19 protein-coding genes and 1 pseudogene are annotated in these 25,005 nt (G+C 52.9%); 11 read left to right on the forward strand and 9 right to left on the reverse strand.

The annotated features are described in order from the left end of the window. Positions 1 to 741: 741 nt before the first annotated feature. Entirely contained in the window at positions 742 to 1,026 is a 285-nt protein-coding gene (locus ACR0JR_RS09845; protein WP_480456012.1) for a hypothetical protein, read from the forward strand. A gap of 63 nt (positions 1,027 to 1,089) precedes the next feature. Here the strand turns inward: ACR0JR_RS09845 and ACR0JR_RS09850 are convergent, their stop codons facing one another. Then, positions 1,090 to 2,292 (reverse strand): glycosyltransferase family 2 protein, encoded by a 1,203-nt coding sequence (locus ACR0JR_RS09850; RefSeq protein WP_480456013.1) that lies wholly within the window; start codon positions 2,290 to 2,292, stop codon positions 1,090 to 1,092. A gap of 414 nt (positions 2,293 to 2,706) precedes the next feature. Between ACR0JR_RS09850 and ACR0JR_RS09855 the strand changes: the two genes are divergently transcribed. The 4 genes from ACR0JR_RS09855 to ACR0JR_RS09870 all read left to right on the forward strand — a co-directional run bounded on the left by ACR0JR_RS09855 (position 2,707) and on the right by ACR0JR_RS09870 (position 8,840). Then, complete coding sequence (locus ACR0JR_RS09855) at positions 2,707 to 4,428, forward strand: glycosyltransferase (RefSeq protein WP_480456014.1); 1,722 nt, start codon at positions 2,707 to 2,709, stop codon at positions 4,426 to 4,428. 3 nt (positions 4,429 to 4,431) lie between these two features. Continuing rightward, positions 4,432 to 6,303, forward strand: coding sequence for an acyltransferase family protein (locus ACR0JR_RS09860; protein ID WP_480456016.1), 1,872 nt, complete (start codon positions 4,432 to 4,434; stop codon positions 6,301 to 6,303). Between the two features lie 75 nt (positions 6,304 to 6,378). Continuing rightward, complete coding sequence (locus tag ACR0JR_RS09865) at positions 6,379 to 7,392, forward strand: NAD-dependent epimerase/dehydratase family protein (protein WP_480456017.1); 1,014 nt, start codon at positions 6,379 to 6,381, stop codon at positions 7,390 to 7,392. A 149-nt stretch (positions 7,393 to 7,541) separates the two neighbouring features. Beyond that, the gene (locus ACR0JR_RS09870) at positions 7,542 to 8,840 is read left to right on the forward strand and encodes an oligosaccharide flippase family protein (RefSeq protein WP_480456018.1); all 1,299 of its coding nucleotides are present in this window, start codon (positions 7,542 to 7,544) and stop codon (positions 8,838 to 8,840) included. A 46-nt stretch (positions 8,841 to 8,886) separates the two neighbouring features. On the opposite strand, the gene ACR0JR_RS09875 is transcribed toward ACR0JR_RS09870, so the two are convergent. From ACR0JR_RS09875 to ACR0JR_RS09895, 5 genes are all read right to left on the reverse strand, one after another. After that, a complete protein-coding gene (locus ACR0JR_RS09875; protein WP_480456020.1) occupies positions 8,887 to 10,692 on the reverse strand; it encodes a hypothetical protein in 1,806 nt (601 codons plus the stop codon). 127 nt (positions 10,693 to 10,819) lie between these two features. After that, on the reverse strand, positions 10,820 to 12,733 hold the full coding sequence (asnB, locus tag ACR0JR_RS09880) for an asparagine synthase (glutamine-hydrolyzing) (protein ID WP_480456021.1): 1,914 nt from the start codon (positions 12,731 to 12,733) through the stop codon (positions 10,820 to 10,822). Positions 12,734 to 12,736: 3 nt separating this feature from the next. Further along, positions 12,737 to 13,612: a class I SAM-dependent methyltransferase gene (locus ACR0JR_RS09885; RefSeq protein ID WP_480456022.1), complete on the reverse strand. Its 876-nt coding sequence runs from the start codon at positions 13,610 to 13,612 to the stop codon at positions 12,737 to 12,739. Further along, a complete protein-coding gene (locus tag ACR0JR_RS09890) occupies positions 13,599 to 14,495 on the reverse strand; it encodes a glycosyltransferase family 2 protein (protein ID WP_480456023.1) in 897 nt (298 codons plus the stop codon). The genes ACR0JR_RS09885 and ACR0JR_RS09890 overlap by 14 nt, the downstream gene beginning before the upstream one ends. A 113-nt stretch (positions 14,496 to 14,608) precedes the next feature. Beyond that, entirely contained in the window at positions 14,609 to 16,144 is a 1,536-nt protein-coding gene (locus ACR0JR_RS09895; protein WP_480456024.1) for a hypothetical protein, read from the reverse strand. Between the two features lie 152 nt (positions 16,145 to 16,296). Here ACR0JR_RS09895 and ACR0JR_RS09900 point away from each other — a divergent pair, with 152 nt between their 5' ends. Continuing rightward, a complete protein-coding gene (locus ACR0JR_RS09900; RefSeq protein WP_480456026.1) occupies positions 16,297 to 16,488 on the forward strand; it encodes a hypothetical protein in 192 nt (63 codons plus the stop codon). Between the two features lie 84 nt (positions 16,489 to 16,572). Here the strand turns inward: ACR0JR_RS09900 and ACR0JR_RS09905 are convergent, their stop codons facing one another. After that, positions 16,573 to 17,904: a nucleotide sugar dehydrogenase gene (locus ACR0JR_RS09905; RefSeq protein ID WP_480456027.1), complete on the reverse strand. Its 1,332-nt coding sequence runs from the start codon at positions 17,902 to 17,904 to the stop codon at positions 16,573 to 16,575. 201 nt (positions 17,905 to 18,105) lie between these two features. Here ACR0JR_RS09905 and ACR0JR_RS09910 point away from each other — a divergent pair. The 5 genes and pseudogenes from ACR0JR_RS09910 to ACR0JR_RS09930 all read left to right on the forward strand — a co-directional run bounded on the left by ACR0JR_RS09910 (position 18,106) and on the right by ACR0JR_RS09930 (position 24,023). Beyond that, positions 18,106 to 18,862, forward strand: a pseudogene (locus ACR0JR_RS09910) (IS5 family transposase). 264 nt (positions 18,863 to 19,126) lie between these two features. Then, on the forward strand, positions 19,127 to 20,320 hold the full coding sequence (locus ACR0JR_RS09915; RefSeq protein WP_480456028.1) for a YcaO-like family protein: 1,194 nt from the start codon (positions 19,127 to 19,129) through the stop codon (positions 20,318 to 20,320). Continuing rightward, the gene (locus ACR0JR_RS09920; protein WP_480456029.1) at positions 20,317 to 21,633 is read left to right on the forward strand and encodes a TfuA-like protein; all 1,317 of its coding nucleotides are present in this window, start codon (positions 20,317 to 20,319) and stop codon (positions 21,631 to 21,633) included. The genes ACR0JR_RS09915 and ACR0JR_RS09920 overlap by 4 nt, the downstream gene beginning before the upstream one ends. A gap of 12 nt (positions 21,634 to 21,645) precedes the next feature. Next, the gene (locus ACR0JR_RS09925; RefSeq protein WP_480456030.1) at positions 21,646 to 22,956 is read left to right on the forward strand and encodes a gluzincin family metallopeptidase; all 1,311 of its coding nucleotides are present in this window, start codon (positions 21,646 to 21,648) and stop codon (positions 22,954 to 22,956) included. A 137-nt stretch (positions 22,957 to 23,093) separates the two neighbouring features. Beyond that, positions 23,094 to 24,023 carry a hypothetical protein gene (locus ACR0JR_RS09930; protein ID WP_480456031.1) on the forward strand — a complete coding sequence of 310 codons (930 nt, stop codon included), beginning with the start codon at positions 23,094 to 23,096 and terminating at the stop codon, positions 24,021 to 24,023. Between the two features lie 164 nt (positions 24,024 to 24,187). Here ACR0JR_RS09930 and ACR0JR_RS09935 read toward each other — a convergent pair whose 3' ends face one another. Beyond that, entirely contained in the window at positions 24,188 to 24,685 is a 498-nt protein-coding gene (locus tag ACR0JR_RS09935) for a GNAT family N-acetyltransferase (protein WP_480456032.1), read from the reverse strand. Between the two features lie 7 nt (positions 24,686 to 24,692). Continuing rightward, positions 24,693 to 24,956: a YjhX family toxin gene (locus tag ACR0JR_RS09940; protein ID WP_480456033.1), complete on the reverse strand. Its 264-nt coding sequence runs from the start codon at positions 24,954 to 24,956 to the stop codon at positions 24,693 to 24,695. Positions 24,957 to 25,005 lie beyond the last annotated feature (49 nt).

Raw genomic sequence — 25,005 nt, forward strand, 5'->3', positions numbered from 1 at the left:
CTGACTTTCTTAGTCACCAGGCAAACTGTTGAGTTCTGGCGAGGCTCGTTTTTTTATTGGTCCGGTTCCATCGCTAGATTTTGCCCCGGTGTGCGTTGTCAGGATGAGTGAGTGACTTCGCCCTCTCGCATGGTTATGCGGAGCTTGCAGAAAATGATCTAATAGATGCGATCATCCGGGATCGAGCTCAGCCAATACCACCCTCACCGATGATCTTGAAGCAGGTGAACTCGGCCTGTCACATCTGGTTTACGGCCGTGGTCCTATCCGTGAGCCCGTCAGCAACTTCGATCACCATATATCTCGCCGCAGTGAACAGGTCAGCTTTTTTCGGAAATAGGTTGGCTGATAATCCAGATTTGAAACACCGCTATTCAGTGGTGTATTTCTTCGTCATTTCCTGATTCGGCTGCACCCCGCGTTGCAACCCAAACTCGATAAATTCGCCTTGGCTCTGCTATGGGAGGCAGCTCGAGAAAGATATTGGGCTCAGGGAACGATTCGCCAAGGCAAATAAGCCCCTACGAGCCTGCGATCTTACCACCAATCCCGTTATTCACTTATGTGCAGGCGGGTTTCCAAGGTCAAGTCGGCCTTCCATGCGACGGTTTGGTTTTTTGCTTTGTCTGGGCAGCGCGGATCCCTGTTGCACCACCTACGCAATGTGACGCCGTGGTATGACTTCGTTGAGACGGGCGACTTTGTGACAGACTATTTAGGCAGGGTCCCAGTCAGCTAGGCTTGGGTATCAACGCCATTAAGCTTGGTGGTCTCAACCAGAGGATAGGCGATTGCGGTAGCCGCGCGACCGGCATCGGAGTCGACAAAAAAGGAATTTCTACTGCCCAAGAACACACAGAGATTGAACCTTTGGCTGAGCATTGTTCAGTTCCAGAAACCCATTTGTCAGGTATTTTCGCATTTTCTTCTTTCAACCATGGCTTAGTGGATCGAATTGGCGTGATCAATTTGACTGGAAATTCGGTCCAAATGGGTGCCAGCATTCATTGGTCGGACGGCAGTTAATGTGACAACTCCAACAGCCCCTCACCGCGACGACTAAGTCGCGACCAAAAGTCTAAACCCAACTTAACCTTGAACTTTCAAGATGTCATTTTGCGGGATAACCATCCCCTCAGGTGCCTCGAACTCCCGTGTTTGATTGCTGAAAGAGCGATAGAGTACTTCGTTCCTGTGCTCTTGATGCCATTTCTTCCAGCTGTCGCGATATTCGACCCGAATCTGAGAGGGGCCGCCTCGGTTGCTAATCCCGGATGCCGGATTGTTGGTAAGACTGCCTTTTTCATTGAGGCAAAGCATTGTGCAAGCACGGTCTTCCACCACCGAGTTTGGGAATGCACGCTCGACGCGTGCCAAGAATTCCATATCCGCACCAAAGCGAACGCTGTCCCAGTATCCAACAAGCGAGAAAACCTCTCGCCTTAACATCAGCGAAATCATGGCGCGGCGCAAAATGCCATCAAAGCTGTGATTTGCAATGCGCGATAGATAGTTCGGGCGGCCAGTTTCGTCCAAACGGACCATGTGCCCGTAGGTTCCAACCAACGAATGGTCATGCAGCAAAGGCCGCACTTGGCGCTCTAAACGGTCCGGTAGCGCCAGATCGTCTGCATCATGGCCAGTAATGAAATCGCCCGACGCAACAGTTAAGGCACGATTTTTTGACACATAGGGTCCCACATTTACCAGGTTGTTGAGAACTATGAGGCGTGGTTCTTGTTGTGCCAAACCAGCCAGTATTTCAGCCGTGTTGTCTGTGCTGTTGTCATCGACGACAATCAGTTCGAGGTTTCTCCAAGTCTGCTGGAGTATGGATTGCACCGCCAATCTGATCGTGGTCTCAGCATTGTGTGCCGGCATCACGACCGATATCTTTGGCTGCGAGCCAACCACAGGTGGCAAATCCTCAAAGTTGATACGTAAAAACCTGGCATCTGTTCCAGGTTTCAACCTGATGACAGAACGACTGTGTCGTTTCAGCCACGCATTCATGTTCTCAGTCCACGCCACGTCATCTGTCGCTGCAATTGCTTTGAAAAGATCCGTAGTTCCGGGCGAATGGTAGAAGTCATTTCGCCTGAGATAAGAAAGCGTCTTCCCGAGTCCATCAGATAGAAGCATGTCGTAGGCTGTGATGATGCTGCTATTTAGGTCTGCTTTCCTTTTCTTGGTAAGAAACAGAATTCCGGGTTTTCGAAGGACCCTTAGGAATCGGGCCCAGCGCGATAGTTTTCGGCTAGTTCTTACCCTTTTTCTGCCAAGAAAACTCACCTGTACTCTCCCAGGGTTAAGAACACATAGGTACAAAAATGGAACTCTATCTCCGCGCGGCGCCGCGACCGCCAGAATTGCGGGACGTAAGCCTGGCGAAACTAATACGGCAGGTCGGGAAACTCAACAAAGGTTGCTGTTGCGCAGCAGGTTGCCTACCCGAAACTTCCTACGGTTGAATCTCTTGGATATCGAACTATAAGCACCTGTGCTTGGAATCTCTGTCATTTGAACAGCCCATCAATAGTTATAACATCTGCGGGCAAAAAAGTAGGGCAAAACATGAGGAAACGTGCTTTAAGCTTATACGCTGTAAGCGAAAACTCATCCTCAAATCGATTGCGCCCACCGGGTTTTATTCGGAAGGTGTTTCGCCGAAAGCTCAAGCGAGAGATTCGGAGTAAGCGCGCACAAATGACGGAACTGAATCGCGAACGCAGATACTCGGAGGCATTAGTGCTTTGTCGCCAAATCTGCCAATCGAGCTTCGCGCGCCCTCAGGATCATTTCCAGCGAACCAAAATTCTTCATGCGTTGGGTAAGGGCGCTGTAGTCAGGCGATATGTCGACTGGCTCTACACCCTCTATGATCGCCAACAGATTTCACGGGCGGATTTGGCTTTCCGTCTGTGGAAATCATGGCGGCCGAAATCGGCGATGGACGTTCTGGGGGAACGTCAGAACTGGCAAACCAACGCAACCGCCGAGCGTAGCGCCCTGTTATCGCTGATTGACCTGCGCCGCTATGTCGAGGCGCGTGAGCTGAATTCAGATCTTAAACACGTGAGGCAAAGCAGCCGGCTCAGTAAGAGAATCAATACTGCGCTTAATTCGTTGTCCGCTGAAGGCATATCCGCTGAGGAAGAGGAAGACATCGCCTTTTCGGTACTTAGGCATTGGGTCAAATGCCAAAAAGAGCAACCGACGCAAACCTACAAGGCGCACGCCGGTCGAGTTCTGTTGTACAATCATTCGCTGGGAATTGGCGGAGCCGAGAGGCAGGTTACACATCTAATCGCAAACCTTGCTCAGGACCCCTCGGTTTCGTCTTTGCATATGCTCACAAAAGAGCAACCCAGGAACGTCTACAAGCTTCCAAGCGGGTATAGCAAACTGTCAAATCATCAACTTGATGACATGCCGGTCTCGCTGCCCGACCCGTGGAAAGACGAGCCTACTCTACAGAGTGTTGCGTCACTATCTGAAGCGATAGGAATGCGGTGGCTTCGCGCGGTTTTGGGCACCCTTTACGAGTTGCGTCCGGAGGTTGTGCACATAAGAGGCGGCCTACACGCCGAACTTGCGCTGGCAGCGGTTATCTCAGGTACGCCGCGTGTTGTAGTGCATTTCGGATCGATGACACGCGGACAGCAATCGTCGGGGTCCGAGATCGAAAGCCTGCGCGAGAGGCTTTCCGAATACACCATCAAACTATGCGCGCAGTTCCCGCAGGTTGTTCTGGCGGCAAACAGCAGGGCCGCTGCTGATGATTGGGCCCAAGCAACAGGTTTGCCCGATACGCGCTTTACAACCATTTACAACGCCATTGAGCCCAAAGAACTTGGCTTTAAGGAACTGAGCCCGCCAAAACCAGATTCCGGCCAACAATTGACTGTTGGCGGTGTCTTTCGGTTTTCTCCGGTGAAGGATCCGCTGCTATGGGTCTCGGTCGCCAAAAGAGTGAACACCGCGATCCCGGGCACCCGCTTTCTAATGGTCGGTGATGGACCCCTGCGGAAAGACATTGAAAAAGCCATTGCATCTGCCGGGCTGACAGATCAGTTCGTACTGCCCGGCCTAGTGTCCGAGGGCTTGTTCGACTATCTGCGGCAAATGGACTTGTTTCTGATGACCACGTGTACAGAAAGCCTGCCAAACGCAGTAATCGAGGCTCAACTCGCAGGATTGCCCGTTGTCGCCCCGGATGTTGGTGGCATAAACGAAGCAATTGCCGACCATGACACCGCAAGGCTGACAATGCGAAGCGCTGATGCATTGGCTCAGGCCGTTATTGACGGGTTGCAAAATGAAGATTGGCGCGCATCTGTGCATGCGCGTAGTCCGGGTTTGATCATGAACAAATTCTCGCGCGCCGCGCAGCTGAATGCTGTTAAAACAGCTTACGGGTGGTGCTAAGATATGAAATACAGGCCAGAAATTGACGGCCTCCGCGCGCTTGCAGTGATCCCGGTTATCCTTTTTCATGCAGGATTCCCTTATTTCACAGGAGGTTATGTCGGCGTAGATGTGTTCTTTGTAATCTCCGGGTATCTCATCACAACAATACTCGTTGGCGATCTTGAACAGGGACGCTATTCAATCATTAAGTTCTATGAGCGCCGCGTAAGGCGCATCATTCCTGCCCTTTTCTGCGTCGTGGCGGTAAGCTTTGTCGCGGGTTGGTTCATATTGCTTCCGGCAGATTTCAAAAGCTTTTCACTCAGCGTTGTTGCGGTCACAACGTTCTGGTCTAACTTTTTTTTCTGGATGGAAAGCGGATATTTTGACACCGCGACCGAACTAAAACCACTTTTGCATACCTGGTCATTGGCTGTGGAAGAGCAATTCTATATTTTCTTCCCGATTGCGCTCGCGCTGCTCTGGCGATTTGGCCTCAAGATTGTTTTTGTCGTGCTAAGTCTGATTTTTGCAGTCAGTTTTGCATTTGCCACCTGGGATCTCGGCGCGTTAAGCGAACCCGAAGCGGCATTCTATCTGCTTCCTACGCGCGCTTGGGAATTGATGGCTGGCGCGCTTACCGCACTTTATTTGGGACGCCCAAATCCGTGGAGACCGGGTTCGGCCCTGTCCGGAGTTCTATCGGTTCTGGGTATTGCGCTGATCCTGTATGCTATCCTAGTCTATGACAAACACACGCCATTCCCTAGCCCTTATGCATTAGCACCCGTGCTGGGAACCGTTCTGATCATCTTGTTCGAGCGTCGAGGCACGTGGTCTTTCCCTATTTTGGCCAATCCGGTTTGCATAGGTGTCGGATTGATCAGCTATTCTGCATATCTTTGGCATCAACCCGTCTTGGCCTATGCCCGATATCTGAGTTGGCACGAGCCGCCGCTTTGGTTCATGGCAGTGTTGTGTGGCTTCACGCTCTTGCTTGCCTTCCTCAGCTACAAGTTTGTTGAAACGCCATTTAGAAAAGGTCCAGTATTTCCTGGTATGGCAATAATGCTGCCGGCAGGGGCAGCCGGGGCCGCGCTGATCGTGGCTGGCCTCGCTATCACCTGGACGCAGGGCGTACCGGGCCGTTATACCGAAAATCATCAAGCGGTTTTTGAGCAATATGATGATCCAGCAAACTATGTACGCGGGCAGTTCTCAGAATTCCAAAAAGCAGAGTTTGATGGGACTGATCAACGGAACAAGCTGCTGATTATCGGTGACAGCTACGCGCAGGACATGCTTAACGCCGTGCTGGAATCTCCATTGGCAGACAAGTTCCAACTTTCGACCTTCTACATATCTGGGCGCTGCGGTAACCTGTTCCTGAAACGTGATTTCACGGATCTTGTCGCTCCTAAAGATCGTGAGTTGTGTGCAAAAAGGCCAGGCTACGAGGACGAAACGCTGCAGGCCCGGATAGAGCATGCGGATGAAATCTGGCTGGTATCCAGCTGGAAAGATTGGCACGTCGAGAATCTGCCTGAAAGTCTTGAAAACCTTGGCGACGTGACACTGGCAAGAATTCGGGTTATGGGACGCAAGAACTTCGGTTCCGGTATGTCTCTAAAGCGTTACATGACGGAATTCGAAACGGGCAACGAGGACATATTGGTTGAAATGAGCCAAGGCCATTTGGCTACTAATCAATCCATGAACGAAACTCTATCACAGGGACAATTCGTGGACATTTCAAACTTGATGTGCGGCAATGGTAAAACGTGTCGCAATACGAACGAGGACGGGCTTTTGATTTCATATGACGGAGGCCACCTGACCCGCGCGGGCGCAATTATGCTGGGTCATCGCTTGACCGAATGGCTGGAACAATGATTTGAGAAGGCTCTCAACTCGCATCCAGAGCCCTAAGGTGTTCTTAACTAAGCAACAAAACAAGGAAACAGACGGGTGCAAAAAGTTCTGATTACCGGCACAGCCGGGTTTATTGGTTTTCATCTTGCCAAACTGCTGCTCGCGAATGGAGACAGAGTGCATGGCTTTGACGGGATGACAGATTACTATGACGTCCGTTTGAAACAACGCCGCCATGCCGCACTGTTGCAGAACCCCAATTTTTCCTGTGATGAAGGAATGCTGGAAGACGCGGAGAAATTCGATGTCGTCGCCGACCGTTTCGAGCCCGATGTCATCGTTCACCTCGCCGCACAGGCCGGTGTCCGTTATAGCCTTGAAAATCCCCGGGCATATATCGACAGCAATGTCGTTGGAACATTCAATGTCATGGAAGCCGCACGTCGCCACAAAGTTCAGCATTTGCTCATGGCGTCAACGTCCTCGGTTTATGGTGCCAACACAGAAATGCCGTTCGATGAATGCGAAAAGGCAGATACGCAGTTGACGATCTATGCGGCGACCAAAAAAGCAAATGAGAGCATGGGCCATTCCTATGCCCATCTCTGGGATCTGCCCACAACCATGTTCCGGTTCTTTACGGTTTACGGCACATGGGGTCGGCCTGACCTTGCGCTTTATAAATTTGTCGATGCGATACTGGATGACCGGCCGATCGATATCTACAACCACGGCGATATGTACCGCGATTTCACATATGTTGACGATCTGGTACGCGCGATCTCACTTTTAATCAAAGCCGTGCCGGTGCGTCCGGAGAATCCGGAAGACATCGAAGAAGGTGACAGCCTAAGCCCGGTTGCACCTTACCGCGTCGTCAATATAGGTAACTCGGACAAAGTGCGGTTGCTGGATTTTGTCGACGCAATCGAAGATTGTCTGGGTAAGAAAGCTATCAGAAACTACATGGACATCCAAATGGGTGATGTCCCGGCAACCTGGGCAAACGCGGACCTGCTGCAGCGTCTGACCGGATATCGCCCTCAGACCGATTTCAAAGATGGAATTCAGAAATTTGTCGACTGGTTTCGCGACTATTATGACAAATAGAGGACAAAGCGCACCTTTCGTAGACATTGCCCAATCGTCAGGGCGCAGGTGCCTGCACTGAGACAGGACGCTGTGAAAATGACAATGCCCCGCTTATTCCGCCTGACATACACTGGCACATTCAATCTAAGACGCCTATTAATCCTATCGTGATAAACGGGGCAATTCAAAACATTCGTCAGGCATTGGGCCAAGTCAGTGACCCGGCAACTTTGTTCGCCAACATCGGCTCTGTGGCTGCTCTGGCGGCTTCAGGTGTTGCGCTAAACCTGTTGATCGGTAGGTACTACGGCTTTGAGGGGCTCGGCGTATTCAGCCAATCCCTGTTGTTTTTCCTTATTCTGGGTCAGGTATCGGCGGGTGGCTTTGCCTTTGCGGCACTATACTATTTTTCACGCCATGGCGCATCGGACCCCAGCGCACGTACCTATTTGATAGCAGCTTTTTTGCCCGTTCTCGCGGTTGGCATGCTGATGGCATTGCTGCTGTGGCACGGGGCACCGGTCATCGGTTCAGTTCTCGACAGCCCGGAGCTGGCAGAAACCATGCCTGCGGTCGGTTTAGGGGTAATGTTGTTTGGCCTCAACAAGGTTGGCGTTCACTCGCTCAATGGGATGGAACATCTCAAAACCTATGCGGTCCTGCAGGGTATTCGTATGCCAACTATGCTGTTGGCATTTCTGGCTTTGCTAATCCTGCACGCCCCGACAGGGTGGTTTGGATGGCTGTTTGTGGCATCCGAGGCACTAATATTTGCGCTCATGCTGGTGATGCTTTGGCTCTATACTAGGGGAACACGTCTGGAGTTTAGTAGACTATTTGCGGTCATGATCAGCGAGAACGGACGTGGTTGGCGGGGTGCATTAATCGGATTGCTGTCGGATGTGAACAGCAGGATAGATGTTTTGGTTCTGGGTCTTCTGGCATCCGACAGGGTTGTGGGCATGTACGCTCTTGGCGCGATGTTTGCAGACGGATTGCGTATGCTTCTCGCTGCGGTCCAAAGCGTCATTAATCCGCGGGTTGCCAACTATTTGTTCCATCAAGACAGGGCTGCATTTGACGAGTTGTATTCGTCCTTGGCGTTAGTTGGCAGGGCAATCAGTATCGTCACGCTGATATGCGCTTCGGGGTTGCTGATTTTTGCCGCCCCAGTGCTGCTGGGTGCCGAAGATAGTCGAACCTCCACCGAAGTATTTTTGATCATGGGCCTCGCGACAACAATTGCAGCTCCTGCGATAGTTCTCAATCAATCGTTCACCCAGGGAGGGCAACCAGTCTTACAAACAGCGTTCTTTGCGATCCTCGCAATGCTAAACTTGGTGTTCAACCTCGTGCTGATCCCGTATTTCGGCCCACAAGGCGCAGCGGTAGCAACGGGAATCGCAGAGATCGCGCAGCTTTATCTGCTGCGGGTGTGGAAACCCAGATTGTTCGGTACGACTTGATATTCCGGCTTCAAAGAATGGTCGCACGTCTGATATGCCCCGTGAATCAATACCGTCTGGGGATTGACAGAATCCTCGTCATGGCTTTGTCGAAATTCACTCCAACGGTCGCCAGGTATTCGCGAAGATCGTCCATCCTGGGTTCATTTTCGATTTGAATACGTTCGGCACCGAATTCTCGTGTGATCTTACCGTCGCGAATTTGATTTGAGCGGAAGGTATCAAACTCGGTAAACCCAGCAACCGTGCGGTAGATAAAGTTGTAGAACGGTGCCGTTCCGTCGCCAATTCTCCACGTAGTCGGACAACCCTCTGGGACTTCAAAACCATATTCGTCGATCAAAACGCGTTCGACGGTTTCTTCTTCCCACGGGATATAATCAAAAAGCTGAATGTAGTCATGCTTGAGGAAATAGCTCGAGATGAACGCTTCTATGCTGTCCAGTAGCGAGCGGTTCAGATAAGCGGGGTTCCGCAGAAACTGACCTGCATAATACGACATGTAACGGAACTTTTCGATCATTGACAGGTTCCAAAGCCGCCGATTCCCCTCATTGATGCCGGCAAACCCCGCTTTGAACCAAGTCTTCTCGTAGCGCCCGTTCTCGCAAAAGATAATCGCGGGCACGTCCAGTTCTTTCTGCAAGCGGTTCGCGTGCTGATAAAACTGTTTATCACCCGCTGTGAATATCGGGACCATCCCTAGTTCCGGCCGTTTGAGCCATGCTTCGATATTCTTGCGGATGTTCTCTTGCTTGCGAGGAATGTCCGCCGAAACGATGATATGCTCGATGCCCAGTTTGGCGCAGACGCGCGATGTGTTGCGTCGGGCCAAGTCTGTCACCATGCCCCAATCGTAAGTGAAGGCAATCGGGTTCAGCCCAAGTTCTGTCTTTGCAACGTGAAGACCATAGCAGCTGTCTCGTCCGCCACTGACCGCCATAAGGCAATTTGGGCGATCTGTGATTTTGCGTAATTTTTCGAGCTGCGCATCCAGTTCGTCGCGCTCTTTCAGCGGCGTCAGAAGGCTGTTGCGGCACCAGTTGCATACACCAGCATCATCAAACTCGATAAAGGGCATCGTGTGGGGCAGCAGACAGTTTGCGCAGCGACGTAGCTCGGCGTTTCTTGGGTCCGTAAGCGCGCTTAGATCTACTGGTTTCGTAGGCGCTGCTGGTTTGATCGCCTTTTGGTCGTCGGTCACGCACCAGCTGTCTACAGTGCCCGGATCATAGCGGCGGACATCACCTTTCTGGATACCAACGCTCGCAAGATGCGCTTCCATCAACCGAAGCATTTCCCGCTCGGACATAAGAAGCCGGCCGACCGGAGCACCATCACGCATCAACTGCGCCTCATAGAGCGAGCCATTGTTAGATGCCGCATGTATTTGACCGAACACTGTGTCAACCATCAGGTATGAAACGACCCCCTGAAGATCGTTCAGCGTAGCTACATTGGCGTCCTCGGCGGAGTTGCCAGCATCAAGATGGTGGCGCAACCGGGTTGGGATTGCCAAGCTGTCCAGCTCGGGCACGGGAAGGTCAGGGGCAAAGAATTCGCTGTGATTGACAATCACCCCGTTATGCACCCCCACAAATCCTTTGTCATCAAAGGGTTGGTTATTGTCATGAAAGGCTCTGAGACCATTTGTAACCAGCCTTGCGTGACCAATAATTGCAACACCGCCGTTGTCGGGATTCACAAAGGCTTTTTGGGAAAACTCGGCGAATTCCGGACCTCGAACGATTGCAGACGCAGAACTCGGGCGCTTGATGTAAAAAGTCCGCCCGTTTTGATAGGTGCAGACTCCCGCCGCTTCCCGGCCCCGCCGTTCGGCAATCAGGAGCATTTCGCGCGTCAATCGGGTCAGGATTACCGCGTCGAGATTGTGATTGGCATTAAGCGAAAGACAGAAAATCCCGCACATAGGCGTTCAACCCTTCAGTTCGTTGTTCGGCATTCGGACCCTGACTTCGCTATCCCAAAAAATGCTGCAACGCCATTGCTGTTTGCAAGATGCGTTCGTTATTTGCACGCCCAGTTCGCTGCGCACTCAAAATGCGCTCGATGTAATCAGAATTGAAAAAGCCAACGCGCTCGACGGCCTCACGGCTGAGATAATGATCGATCACGGGTCCAAATTGGGGACCATTTATCCAAACAGTAGTCGGAACCTCGAACCCCATCTTCTTATACGGACCAAGCGCGGCTACGGCATCGGGTGCACTCTGCTGCAAATAGTGGTTCAGGGCTTTCTTCAAAAGCCGCTTGGGATCTGTCGCGTGAAACCGGACCCCTAATGGCAGAGTTTTAACCAGCTCCGCCATTTCAACATCCAAAAGCGGAATCCGCGTCTCGACGCTTTGAGACATATAGGCGTTGTCGTTCGGAACCAGACTGCAAGATGCCAGAAAGCTCTTGATATCAATGTATGAAAGCTGGTCTATCAGGGGCCAGTCCTCGATCCGCTCGCGGTATTGGGTGAACGCAATCGCTGGATCAATTTCACCAACTATCGCATAGGCTTCCGGCGTCAATGCCTCTTTCCAATCACGATAGCGAATGACTTCTTTGAAACCGTAGAAGCTGCGTAACAGATCACCTGTCACGGATTTTGCAAAACTCTGCGCCATAAAACTAAGCGGCAGTCGGCTAGATCCAGCTGGCAGCAGATCGGTGGCATTGGCGATCAGAGATCTGACGGGCGCGGGAAGGTATCGGTAGTAGCGTGCAATATTCGCAGCATGAAGTGTCGGGTAGCCGCAGAACAACTCGTCACCGCCTTCTCCGGTCAGCACCGCCTTATAGCCCTGCGCGCGAATTTCTCCGGCAAGAGCTTCGGACGCCGAATTGACCCAGACTCCATAAGGCTGACCATGTCCAGCATAGCGATTTGGGACAATGCTGGCGAATTGTGCTTCGCCGAGACGTAAAACATGATGCTCACGATCCAGCGCCTTGGTCCAGGCAGCAGCCAATGGGCTTTCGTCAAAAGCGGCCTCGTCATATCCGACCGTATAAGCTTGGCCGGTCCCCCCTTGCACCCAGGCGGCCGCAGAGACTGCCCGGCTATCAAGACCTCCAGACAACAGTGTCCCGACAGGTCGATCCGCCATCAGGTGTCTACCTACCGCCCGCGGAAGCACATCGGCAACTGCCGCAATCGCATCGGCTTCATTGCGACGGCTATTGTCGGGATTGAAAGTCATATCCCAATAGCGGTGTTTTTCCTGACCTTGCGCAGTGCAAACCAAAGCACATCCCGGTTCCAGCGCCCGTATATCCTCGAAAACTGTAAAGGGCTCGGAAACATACATACTGCCGAGAAAGGTGGCGAGCCCTTCGGGGCTATATTTGTTCGAGAAGCCCTTGACCGATTTGAGCGCATTGAGCTCGCTGGCAAATAGCAGATCACCAGGCACCGACAGGCTCTTAAGAAGATAAAGGGGCTTCATGCCAAAGCGATCGCGGGCAATGATCACCTTGCCCTTGCGCAAATCGTAGATTGCAAAGGCAAACATACCGTTGAGATGATCCAGAACTTCAAGCCCAAATTCCTCGTATCCGTGAACCAGAACTTCGGTATCAGTGTCGGTGGCAAACCTGTGCCCCATTGCCGTCAGGCTGCGTACGAGGTCTGGAGCATTATAGATTTCTCCATTCATTACGACGACGACTGTGCGGTTTTCGTTCCAGATCGGCTGGCGACCGTTCTCCTCACCGACGACCGCAAGACGGGTGTTACCCATCCAGACGCGATCACCGTTATACTGTCCACGTTCGTCAGGACCACGATGATGAAGCCGATCCAACATCGTCGCGAGACAAGCTTCAGCTTTTGTTGGTTCAATGGTCTGTGTTAGCGCCAAGATACCCGCGATGCCGCACATTCCTCAGGCGTCCCGCTGTTTTTCGGCAATCATATACATTACATCGCCGGTCGGGACATAAATGGTAAGCTTGCCCAGACCCATCTTCACCGCGAGCTTTCCGAATGACTTCGGCAACAGGCCAACCCTCCCCGCCTTGTAGACAATAAACGCGACGTTGGCGTATTTCCCCATAGACTTGGAATATGATGTGTATAGCCCGGCGCTTTGAAGCGCCTGCGCCATCGCGGGACGAGTAAAAAATGAAAGGTGTTCCGGTGGTGTCATAAATGGCCACCGACGGCCTGTAAGCTTAGCCATATTCGCGCCAATATCTGGGGTGGTCACGATCATGCGACCTCCCGGCTTGAGCCAGCTTGCCGCGCGCTTCAGAACTGGTTGCGGATCGTACACATGCTCAATGGTGTCAAAGATCAACACGCCGTCAAAGCCACCGTCCGGGAGGCTGGGGTTAAAATCTTCGACTGATTCCGAACTCAGCCTGTCGGCAGGTAAATTCGGAAGCCTGGTCCGTGCCTCCTCAATCCCGGCCTCTGAAAAGTCCATACCGTACCATTTGAAAGTATCTGCACAGGTTGCGATAAACTGCCCTGCTCCACAGCCGATTTCCAGCAGACTATCCCCGGGCTTGAACCCGGCGCGATCCATTAAATTGTGGCGACGCTCATACTCAAGCTCTATGGCTTTTGGATCGGTATATTTGGCTTTCTGAAAATAGAGGGTCCCATAGAGCTCTTGAAGTTCTGCAACAGAAGGCTCTGGGTCAATTTGCTGAAACCCGCATGCGCCACATTTGAACAGGTCAAACTGTTCAAAGCGATAACCCGATCGCAGTTCTGTCGTACCGCCGCACAGGCGGCACCGTTCATGCAGCTTCATCTTTTTGCATGGTGCCTGCTTCTATACGCGCCAAGGCCGCGTCGGTACGGGCTTGTGCGATACGGATGGCTGAAACCTGATCGCAAACGATCCCCATGAAAAAGAGGATCAGAGATGTCAGAAGCATTACAGCGCCAAGGACAGGCAGACCCAGCCCCTGTGCGACAATTACGATCACCGAGTAAACAATACCCAGAGCGGCCAGCGTAAACGAGGGCAACAAGAACAAGCGAATTGGATCATATAAGGCCACAAGACGGGTGATCAGGAGAAGCACATTAAAGCCATCCTTGATTACAGAAACCGATGACTTGCCAACCCTTTTGCGAGTTTCAATGGGCATGAAGCTCACGTCGAATTTTTGTTTGAGATAAAGGATCAGCGATGTTGCGGAGGCTGAAAATCCATTTGGCAACAACTCTGCGAATGACAACAACTGAGTGCGTCGGTAGATCCGCAAGCCGCAATTAAGATCGGGGATTTGCTGACCCACCAGAAGCCTCGAGAACCCCGACAGTATCATCTTACCGGGTTTGCGAACCGGGTCCACATGAGAAGATTTGCTGCGTGCACCAGAAATAAGCGCGGGCTTGGTTCGCTGCCATTGCTTGATCAATGCACGGGCCTGCTGGGCCGTGAACTGACCGTCAGCATCATAAAACATGACAAACGGAGTCGTGGCCTCTTTCAAACCTGTTTTCCATGTTCCCCCATAACCACGATTGCGAGGGTGCGAAATAACATGAGCCCCTGCCGTACGGGCAACTTGGGCCGTATTGTCAACGCTTCCATCGTCTACCAACAGCAACGTCACTTCTGGAAGCTCATCCCGCAATTCGCGGATCACCGCACCGACGGCCTGTTCCTCGTTATAGGCAGGCAATATGATTGTGATATTTTCCGGTGAGAATTCTTCCACGGTTCAGCGCTTTCTATGGCCTAATCGATATTGCTGTTAACAGGGGACATGCTTTCTTACAAGCGCGGTCGTTGCTGCTATTGTGCGCGTCGGTAGTATGCAAATGGACCAAGTTCCAACTGCAAGTCAAAACCATACTCGGAGACAAGCCGTGCTTCTGCCAGTTCTTGCACGACGCGACGATCAATCACCACATCTGGTGAACCAAGCACATCCACAAATCCAGTAATAATTGGAACCTGAGCGTCGGGATCACGTCGCGCTTTGCGGATGGCATCAATTTGGTCCATCAATGCGCGATGCTCGCGCGAATCAAGGCGACCGCTGTACGATATAAAGTTATTGTCCTTGCGATTAAAAGTCAGCGGTAGGAACGCGACGTAACGCAATGCGCTAGAAAGATAATCATAGCGCAAAACCGGGGTGATCGGACCAACGCCGTCAATTTCAGCCATCTTCTGAGAGAACTGTCCAAACTGCGTCAGATTGGTATCTTCTATGCTCTGACCTTTGGTCATGCGATACAGACCGTGGCTGGTAGACGGGTAGGCAAACAACCAGACCCAGGCGGCGAGAGCTATCGTACAAGTCGGAGCAAGGCACGAGGCCTTGGGCTTAAACCGCTGCGCCAGATATGTGATCAGCATAAACATGCCAATATATGCTGCGGGAACTCCAAAACGCGTGGCTCGAATGAAATCAAGCTGCAGAGGGCCACGCGCCTGCGCCGCCGCGATAGCTTGATCAATCGCAGAAATACCCAATGCCAAAAAAATCGTGGTGGTAAAGAAACCAGCAACCCAATACCACGACTGCGGAAAAGACAGACGTGACCGTAGATGCGAAGGCAGAATGCTTGCAAAGGTGACGACCAAAACGGATAACCCGCCAACAACGAATAACACGCCGAAGAAAGGTACGACAACTCGATCCGCCCACTCCATGCCCGGTACGCGAGAAATCAAGATAGACATGCGTCTGACGCCTCGCAATGTTGATAGATGATCAATCGCCATGCCGACATTCGCATAAGGAGAATTTGCAAACTGCTGCAAGGCTTCCTTGTCCCCTGCAGCGAAGGTTTGAGAAAACAACAAAGCATACGGGCTCATCAGCGCGAGATATAGCACCCCGGCAAGCACATGATGAACTAAAGCATAACCCCAGCCTTGGCCCTCACCTCGCCGCAACAAACTGACAAACAGAAGAGCCAGAGCAACAGGTGGGCCAGAAGGAAGATGCAGGTAGCTCGCAGCGGCAGCGGCGGCCATCAGTGCATAGGGTCTGGGTCGGGACGGGGATATCAATATCAACAAAAGCCAGGGCAACGCTGCACCGTATGCGCTGCGCAGAAGCGGTGAATAGTAGTGACCCCATAAATCACCGGAAACCGTAAAAACCGTGGGAATGCTGATCAGTGCAAGAGCGATCGCAACATTCCGATTTAAAAAGAGCTGTTTTCCAAGAAGGTAAAAGCCGCCCATCTGCGCCATCGCTATTGGGAAACATATGATCACATAAAAAAAGCCGAGCTGAACCCCTGCTAGCCCAAGCAGATAGTTGGGCCACATCAAAGCTGCCTGATAAAAACTGGTTGTGCCATCGACGCCCAACAACACATCATCCATGAACGCTTCGGGCTGAATCCAATGCGCGATGATATAGAGAATGGAACCGTTGTCACCGTTTTCGATCACGAATGGCGCACGTGTGTTCAAGGCGAGAAACATTTGAAGGAGAAACGCGACGCCGACAAAAATTGCCCATGCTGACCACTCCGAACCGTATCGCCCAACTGCAGAGCGGTGCTGAAGTTCATCAAGATTGTCAGACCCGTTTTGACGCATGGGTTCCATTTTTTAACTTTCAATCTATCGATATACGAATCCTGCAACCAAAGACGGCTTCGCGGTCACAACTGTCTGGTGATATTTGTCAGCTCGCGGATATTACATAGCACATAGTCGATCTTTGAGCCTCTATCCCTCTTCCGCATCTGTCCACGTCAGACGCAATTACATGCGCGCGTAAAGTCACCCTGCTAGGCTCTTACGACATTTTTCGCACCAGTATCATATACACCTCTTGTGTCGATGATGAGCTGGGCGTGCTTGGTGATCATTTCATAGTCAAACTTATCATGATTGGTCGCAAGAATGATCGCATCTTGCGCGGCCAGCACTTCGGGCGTCAGCGCTTCAGACGACAAGTCGAACTGGTGTTCCCTCATATTCGGGAAAACCGGAACATGTGGATCGGAATAACTTAGGACACCACCCCGATCCCGAACTTTCTCCATCAGCGCAACGGATGGGCTTTCACGCATATCATCTACATTTTTCTTGTAGGCTATCCCCAGAACCATGATTTTACTTCCGCGAACCGATTTGGAACGCTCGTTCAAAGCCGAGGCGAGCTTGCCAAAGACATAGTCCGGCATTGCGGTGTTGATTTCACCGGCCAATTCGATGAAACGCGTATTTACACCGTATTCACGGGCCTTCCAGGTTAGATAAAAAGGGTCAATCGGGATACAGTGCCCACCGAGGCCAGGGCCAGGATAGTAGGGTGTAAACCCAAACGGTTTTGTTGCCGCTGCTTTGATCACCTCAAAGATATCAATTCCCATTCGATCGGCTACGATCTTCATCTCGTTTACAAGACCAATGTTCACCGCGCGGTGGATATTCTCTAGAAGTTTCGTCATTTCGGCGGTCTCAGTCGAACTTACTGGAACAAGACTGTCAATCGCGTGATTATACAGAGCAAGACCTGCTTCAAGACAAGCTTTGGTGTGACCTCCAACGACCTTCGGAATAGTATGAGTAGTAAAATCTGCGTTGGCCGGGTCTTCGCGTTCTGGAGAGTAGACAGCAAAAATTGTCTCACCGGCCTTTAAGCCATTGCGTTCCAGACGTGGCAGAACTTCATCCTTAGTTGTGCCTGGATAGGTGGTGCTTTCCAATGCTACGACCTGCCCTTCACGTAAGTACGGAGCGATCTGATCGCAAGTACTCGTGACAAAGCTCATGTCGGGCTCGCGATACTTGTTCAGCGGAGTCGGTACGCAGAGCATTATTCCGTCGGCTTCTGCAATCCGTAAGAAATCGGTTGTCGCTTCAAAGCCATTCTCGCACGCTTGTCCAATACGTGCATCTTCGATGTGTTCAATGGAGCTATGTCCGCTATTCAACTGGCGAACACGCTCTTCATCAAGATCAAAGCCCAGAACTTTGTATCCGATTTCTGAGTACCGAAGCATCAGAGGTTGGCCGACATATCCTAGTCCGACAATACCGATTACGGCAGTTTTGTCCGATAATTTCTCGAGTAGATTATCCAAACACATTTTTTGTGAAGAAGTAGCGTTCATTGAATCATACAGACCATTTTTTAAAAGTTATTTCAGACCTAGAGAATTTTCCCGGCGGGCTCTTTAGGTCGGCTTTTATATATTTGCACAAGGATGGCAAACAAAAAACTGTTACTGAGCTTGTCTAGGTTCTGGACTCATTAAATTGGTGGTGGTCATCCCACCTGCGCGATTCATACCCGTGAGTTTCAAGGGTATAACATGAGCAATCTATTCTGGTTGAGTGACGAGCAGATGGCGCGGCTTCAGCCTTACTTTCCAAAGAGCCATGGTAAGCCGAGGGTTGATGATCGACGCGTTCTGAGTGGAATTATCTTCATCAATCGCGATGGGTTACGTTGGTCCGATGCGCCGCGCGAATATGGGCCGCCAAAGACACTGTACAATCGCAGGAAACGATGGAGCGATTTGGGCGTGTTCGCTCGCATCATGACTGGGCTTTCTGCGGAGGGAAGCGATCATAAGACCATCATGATTGACGCGGCTTACCTCAAAGCACACCGCACGGCTTCCAACCTGCGGCCAAAAATGGGGGCGCGGCAGGCCGATAAGGCGCACCAAGGGTGGCATGAATACAAAACTGCAGGCCGTTACTGACAGCCTCGGACGCCCTATCCGCTTCTTCATATCCGCTGGGCAGGTTAGCGATTTCACGGTCGCCAGGGCTCTGGTGAACAGTCTGCCTTCGGCTGACTGGCTGCTGGGTGACCGCAGCTATGACGCCGACAGGTTCCGCGAAGCCCTTAATGAAAGGAGAATAAGACCCTGTATCCCGAGTCGCAAATCACGCGATAAACCTGTCCGGTACGACAAGCGTCGCTACAAACGTCGCAACTGAATCGAGATTACGTTTGGACGTTTGAAAGACTGGCGCCGGGTTGCTACGCGCTAAGACCGATGCCCAAAGGTCTCCCTCCCTGCCATCGCTCTAGAAGCTACCGTGCTATTCTGGTTGTAAATCAATGAGTCTGGAGCCTAGAAGTATCTAACTGGCAAATATGGCGCCTGAGGGGTCTAGAATTCCCGACCTTCGATTATGAAGAATCTGCTTTACCGGTAGAGCTATTGAGGCGCTCCATCTAGTCGCGCGATGTGGGCCATGCATCGCCGGTTCGCTCTGACAGTGGTGTTGACCCATTCGCTATCATCCCGCATCCTGACTCCGACTTGATCCGCCTGGCGGGTTTGGTTGGTTAATCAGATATATACCAAGGTCATTTGAATGCCCGGAGTTTCGCAGAAGACTTATGTGCTGGATACCCACCGGCTGCGCGATCCGGAAGAGACCCTTGCCATCGTCAAACCGTTTCTCAAAGAGATGGGCATCACACGGATCGCAAATTTGACCGGACTGGATCGAATCGGGTTGCCGACCGTGATGGTGACGCGGCCGAATTCGCGCTCGGTTGCGGTGTCGCTGGGCAAGGGATTGTCGCTGAGTGCGGCGCAGGCCTCGGGGGTGATGGAGGCGATCGAGTCGTGGCATGCGGAACGGATCGAGCTGCCGCTGCGGCTGTGCAGCCACACCGATCTGGCGCAGGAAAACGTGGTTGATGTGGACCGCCTGCCTCGCGTGACCGGAGGGCAGTTTGACCCTCACGGCGCGATGCTGTGGGTGCAGGGGCAGGACCTGAACGCGGATGCTGCTTGCTGGGTACCCTATGAGATGGTGGATACGGATTACACGACCTCTATGGCCAACGGACAGCGCGCGTTTCCGCGTACGACAAATGGTCTGGCATCGGGAAACGATGCCGCTGAGGCTAGCTGCCACGCGATCTGCGAACTGATCGAGCGCGATGCCACGACGCTGTGGCATCATCAGGGTCCAACACCCCGCGTCGATCCTAATACAGTCGATGACCCGCGCTGCCGTCAGGCCATGAGCTTGATCGCAGAGGCGGGGCTGGAGCTGGGGATCTGGAACACGACCTCGGATATCGGCATCGCCAGTTTTCGCTGTGTGATCTGCGATACCGGCGAGGCAAACGGCCATATCGGGATCGGGGATGGATGTCACCCCGACCGCGCCATTGCGCTACTACGCGCGCTGACCGAGGCGGCGCAAACACGGCTGACCTATATCTCAGGCGCGCGGGACGATCTGGACCCTGAGGAGTTTATCAACGAGGCGCGCCTGTGGCGCGGACGGTATGTTCGCGAGTTGATCGAAGGCGCAAAGCCGACAGAGCGTTTTACGGATTGCCCCTCGCATGTAACAGGTTCTTTCACGGAGGATCTCGATCTGATTCTGTCCCGATTGTCTGAGGCCGGGATCGGCCAAGTGGTAACGGTTGATCTGTCCCGACCCGGGATCGACATCGCGGTCATCCGCGCGGTCATTCCTGGGCTGGAAGCCCCGCATGACGATCCTGATTTCATCGCCGGTCCGAGGGCGCGGGCGGTATCGGCATGACCGTCGTTGTTTTTGTTGGGCCCACGCTGCGACCCGAGGCCGTGCAGGAACAACTGGATGCCACCATCCTGCCCCCAGTTCAGCAGGGCGATGTGTATCGTGCGGTGCGCGACAGGCCGCAAGCTATTGGCATTATCGACGGGTATTTCGACGGGGTGCCTTCGGTCTGGCACAAGGAAATCCTGTGGGCGCTGGAACAGGGCATTCCCGTATTCGGCAGCGCCAGCATGGGTGCTTTGCGGGCGGCGGAACTGGCTGATTTCGGGATGATCGGCGTCGGACGGGTGTTCGAGGATTACCTGAGCGGCGCCATTGCAGATGACGATGAGGTCGCGGTGCTGCACGGCCCCGCCGAGCTTGGCTTCATACCGTTGAGTGAGCCTATGGTCTCGATCCGGGCCACGTTGTCCGCAGCGGTGAAGGCCAAAGTGGTGTCGGAGGATGAGGCACAGATATTGCTGGGTGCAGCCAAGGCGCTGCACTATCGCGACCGGGTTTGGGACAAGGTGATTTCGGTTGCAAAGACCGACACAGACTCGGCGACGTTTCTGAACTGGTTGCCCGGCGGGCAGGTGGATGCCAAAGGCGACGACGCACGCGAGATGCTGGCGCAGATGGCGCGGTACCTGGAAGCAGGTTCCTACGCGCCGGAATCGACACGCGTCGAACGAACTCTGGTCTGGCGTGAACTGCGGACTCGTGTGGATTCCGAGACCGCTCCGCATGACCCGGATGCGCGGGCACTGGTGGACGAACTGCGGCTGGACCCTGCCCTTTATGTCCAACTACGCGACCGCGCCGCGTTGCACCTGTTGGCGCGCGACGAAGCATATCGGATAAATCACCTACCTGATCGGGATACCCTGCGAAGACAGATGACTTTACACCGTCGCGCGGCCCGCCTGCCCCGCCACTCCGATCTGATGGAATGGTTGCAGGACAACGATCTGACGCTTGCTCAATACGAGGCATTGCTGGCGGACTGTTCCTACAAAGATACGGCCATCACAGCGCGAGCGGATGAGCTCGACATTGCCCTGCTAGCCCAACTTCGCCACGATGGTCGCTATGGCGCGCTGCGTGATCGGGCGCGACGCAAGGCCAGCCGGATGGCGGGGCTGGATCGGGTGAATGGTTCTGCAAACAGAATGCAATCGCTGCTCTGGTATTTTGAAACGCGGCTTGACCAGGCGGTGCCAGATGATCTTGAATCCCATGCAATCGCGCTTGGCCTTGACGGGCGCGAGGCGTTTCTTGATCTGATTGAAGCTGAATACATGTTTTGTCGCACCGAAGGCGAACCGGGACAATAACGGGAGGGGACAATGACGAACTGGCCCGACTACTCGGACAACGAAACTCCTGGCACACGGTTCTTGCTTTATCCGCAATCGCCCTTTTTAGAGCCGAATTCGAAACCTGAACTGGTCGAGATCTCTGCCCCGCAGGGTACGATCGGACCGGGCCCCTCGGGGCCGCGAATGTATGCGATGTACCCGGTCGACAAGACGATCCCCTATGGCGCGATGATTGAAGGCGAAGAAGGGCCCGAGATGTATCTGCCCGCCTGGGATGGCTATATCCTGCCGCCCCCTGAACCCGACGAGTTCGGAAATTTTATCCATATCGATCCCGACGATCCGGCCTTTGAAGCTGCCCATCTGTTTGGCGCAGCACATTTTACGATGGATGTGTGGGAGGGCTATTTCGGCCGCCCTATCCCCTGGCATTTCGAGCGTGATTTTGAACGGTTGGAACTTTCCCTGCTGCCCAGCCTTGATAACGCGCATATCGGCTGGGGATTTCTGGAGACCGGCGGCACTCGAGAACATGGCGAGGAATACCGCCCCTATAGTCTTAATTTTGACGTCGTAGCGCATGAGATCGGCCATGCCATCATCTACAGCGTCATCGGCATGCCGTCAGAAGAGGACGCAACTGGCGAGTATTATGGATTCCATGAATCAGCAGCAGATATGGTGGCACTGCTTGCATCACTGCATTTCGGTTCAGTCGTAGATGAACTGCTGAAGAACACGCGCGGGAACCTGTATACCTATAACCGGCTCAGCCGATTTGCAGAGCTGTCCCAAAACTCGCAAATCCGCATCGCCGCTAATGACCGGACTCTGTCCGAGTTCTCACATGGCTGGTCCAGTGAACACGCGCTGTCGGAACCGCTGACCGGGGCGATGTTCGACATTCTGGTCGATATCTACCACGAGCGGCTGGTTGCACATGATGTGATCGACCCCGAGATGGAGGAGCTTTCGGATGAGCTGGAAGGCTCTGACGAATACAACGCGATCATGCAGGATTTATTCGACGAGCATTACGCCGCTGAACCGGAAGGATTCCGCGTGGCGCTGATAGAAGCGCGGGATTTGCTGGGCACCTATCTTGCCGACGCTTTGGAAATGCTGGATGCTGATATGTTGAGCTACTTCGGGGTTGAGCGCGCGTTGGTTGTTGTTGACCAAGAGATCACAGGAGGGGCATTCCGCCAGATCATCGAAGGCAATTTCCGCATGCGCGACATCGGATTGACACGCCCTGGCCCGCGTCTGACTAAGCCGGATGGTTCGAGCCACGCCGCATCGGTTCGAACACTATCGCCCGAACCAAAAGAACCTTAAAGTCTTTGTTTTTACCTCGGTTTTATGTCAGGTTACGGGCACGGGGTGATAATTCGACAAACGAAGCGCAGACCAATGCGCAAACCGGGACGGACGTGGCAGAAAGCTCCGTCAGCCCCCGATAGGGAGAAAGTGATATGTCTGAGTCGTTACTCAGTTTTTCCGAGGTATTATTGTTTGGGCGAGAGTTAAGTGATCTAAAACTGCGGCAGAAATCGGTCCGGCTGGCAATTGAGGTGGCGACGAATTTTGATTTTTCAGATGAGATCACCAAGATTGATGGTGTGGCTGTCCGCGAAGATGATCGGATTCTTGTGCAGGTTGGAGACAGCGCAAACAACAAATCCGGGATTTACAAGATCATCAAGGACCAGAACGACGGCGACAAGCTGAAACTCGACAAACGTAAGAAAGTCTCTTTTGAATCATTTGTCTACGTTCGTCGGGGACGCGTTTTCAAACACACATTCTGGCAGCAGACAGCGAACAGCCACAGCCAGCAGTTGTTTGTTGAACAAGATGACCGCAGAAAGGGTCGCGGCGTAAACAACTTCATCGGGGACCAGTTCGGAGGCGATGCCCGGCTGGCCCGAATCTATGGCTTCGCATATGACGGCACCTATTACGAAATGCCGGAACCGACGATCTTTCTGGTCCATGGCGCAGGCGACAGCGCCACGGGTGGCAACCTGCCCTATGGGTTCAAGCTGCAAACCAGCAATGACGACGGCGCCCAGGACACCACGCAACAGGCGGCACGCGCCCCGATGAGCCCCTCGGTATCAGGTGTTGCAGCCGCGGACTACCAGATGGCGAATGACATCCGTGTCTGGAACTATGATCAGGCCGATTACACCATCCGCATGGATATTGCCGCCGGTCAGATCGAAGAAGTGCTGCTGGACGTCTATTTCGAATACGACGCGCCAATGATGGCCGGAGCCAAGGTATCGGGAGCCAAGGTGAGCGGGGCCAAGGTTTCTGGCGCCAAGGTCAGCGGAGCCAAAGTGTCGGGTGCTAAAGTTTCAGGTGCCAAAGTCAGCGGTGCAAAGGCCCGCGGGGAATAGGGCCTGATTAAGCAAAGCGCGGTTGGATTAAGCCTGATATGACAAGTGTTGCTGGCCACATACGTGCAGGTGTGTGGGCTGCAGCAACTTTATGTCAGCATTGAACCCAATCCAGGCTTTGTCGCACCGCCCTATATCTGCATGGGGCGAAGCTTCGAGACTTATTACTCAATGAAAAACGCGGGATGGTAAGTTACCGCGCCGTCAGGTTGCTTTCCTTTTAAGACTTGCTGCATGAAATACTCGGGCGGCACACCTTCAAATCGAAGCCTGTCATCTCGTACAAACCCGAAACGCGGATAATAATCCGGGTGCCCCATAACAACGCATCCATTTGCATCCAGAGCGCGGAGCTTCCCCAGCCCATCTTGGATAAGAGCGCCACCAATTCCTTTGCCCTGGTGGTCAGGACGGACGGATACTGGACCCAGGCCATACCAATTCATGTCTTTGCCATTAATCAGGACCGGGGAAAATGCAGCGTGGCCTAACAGCTCCCCATCTTCCTCAGCGACCAAGGACAAGGTGAGAGCGGAAGCTTCGCGCAGGCCATCAACTATAGCAGCTTCCGTGCCTGAACTGTGCTCTGCGGTAGCAAATGCTGCCTCGGTGACAGCCTGAATGAGCGCAATGTCAGCGCCTGTTTCGTTACGTATTATCATAACATCATCATGCTGTTCTGTTGTTTAGCTGTCGCCCAACAGAGCGGCGACCGATAGCCGTTATGCTGTTAGAGCCGGAGTTTCGCGACACGGTCAAGCGCTTACGGCGCAGTTTACCAATGATGTCGAGTGTGCAGTCGGATAGCAGGGATCTGTCAATTGTATTGCACACAACATGCACTATTTTTCCATTGGGATTGCGTCCGTGGCGGATTGTTCCGCCTTGAGCCAACATGTGCAGGACGCGTTGTTCAGTTATTGATATATTCATGGTTACCTGCGGAAACTTCTAATTGTGCGTCGTTGCATCGGACACCGCG

Source organism: Ruegeria sp. AA3 (genome assembly GCF_056542905.1).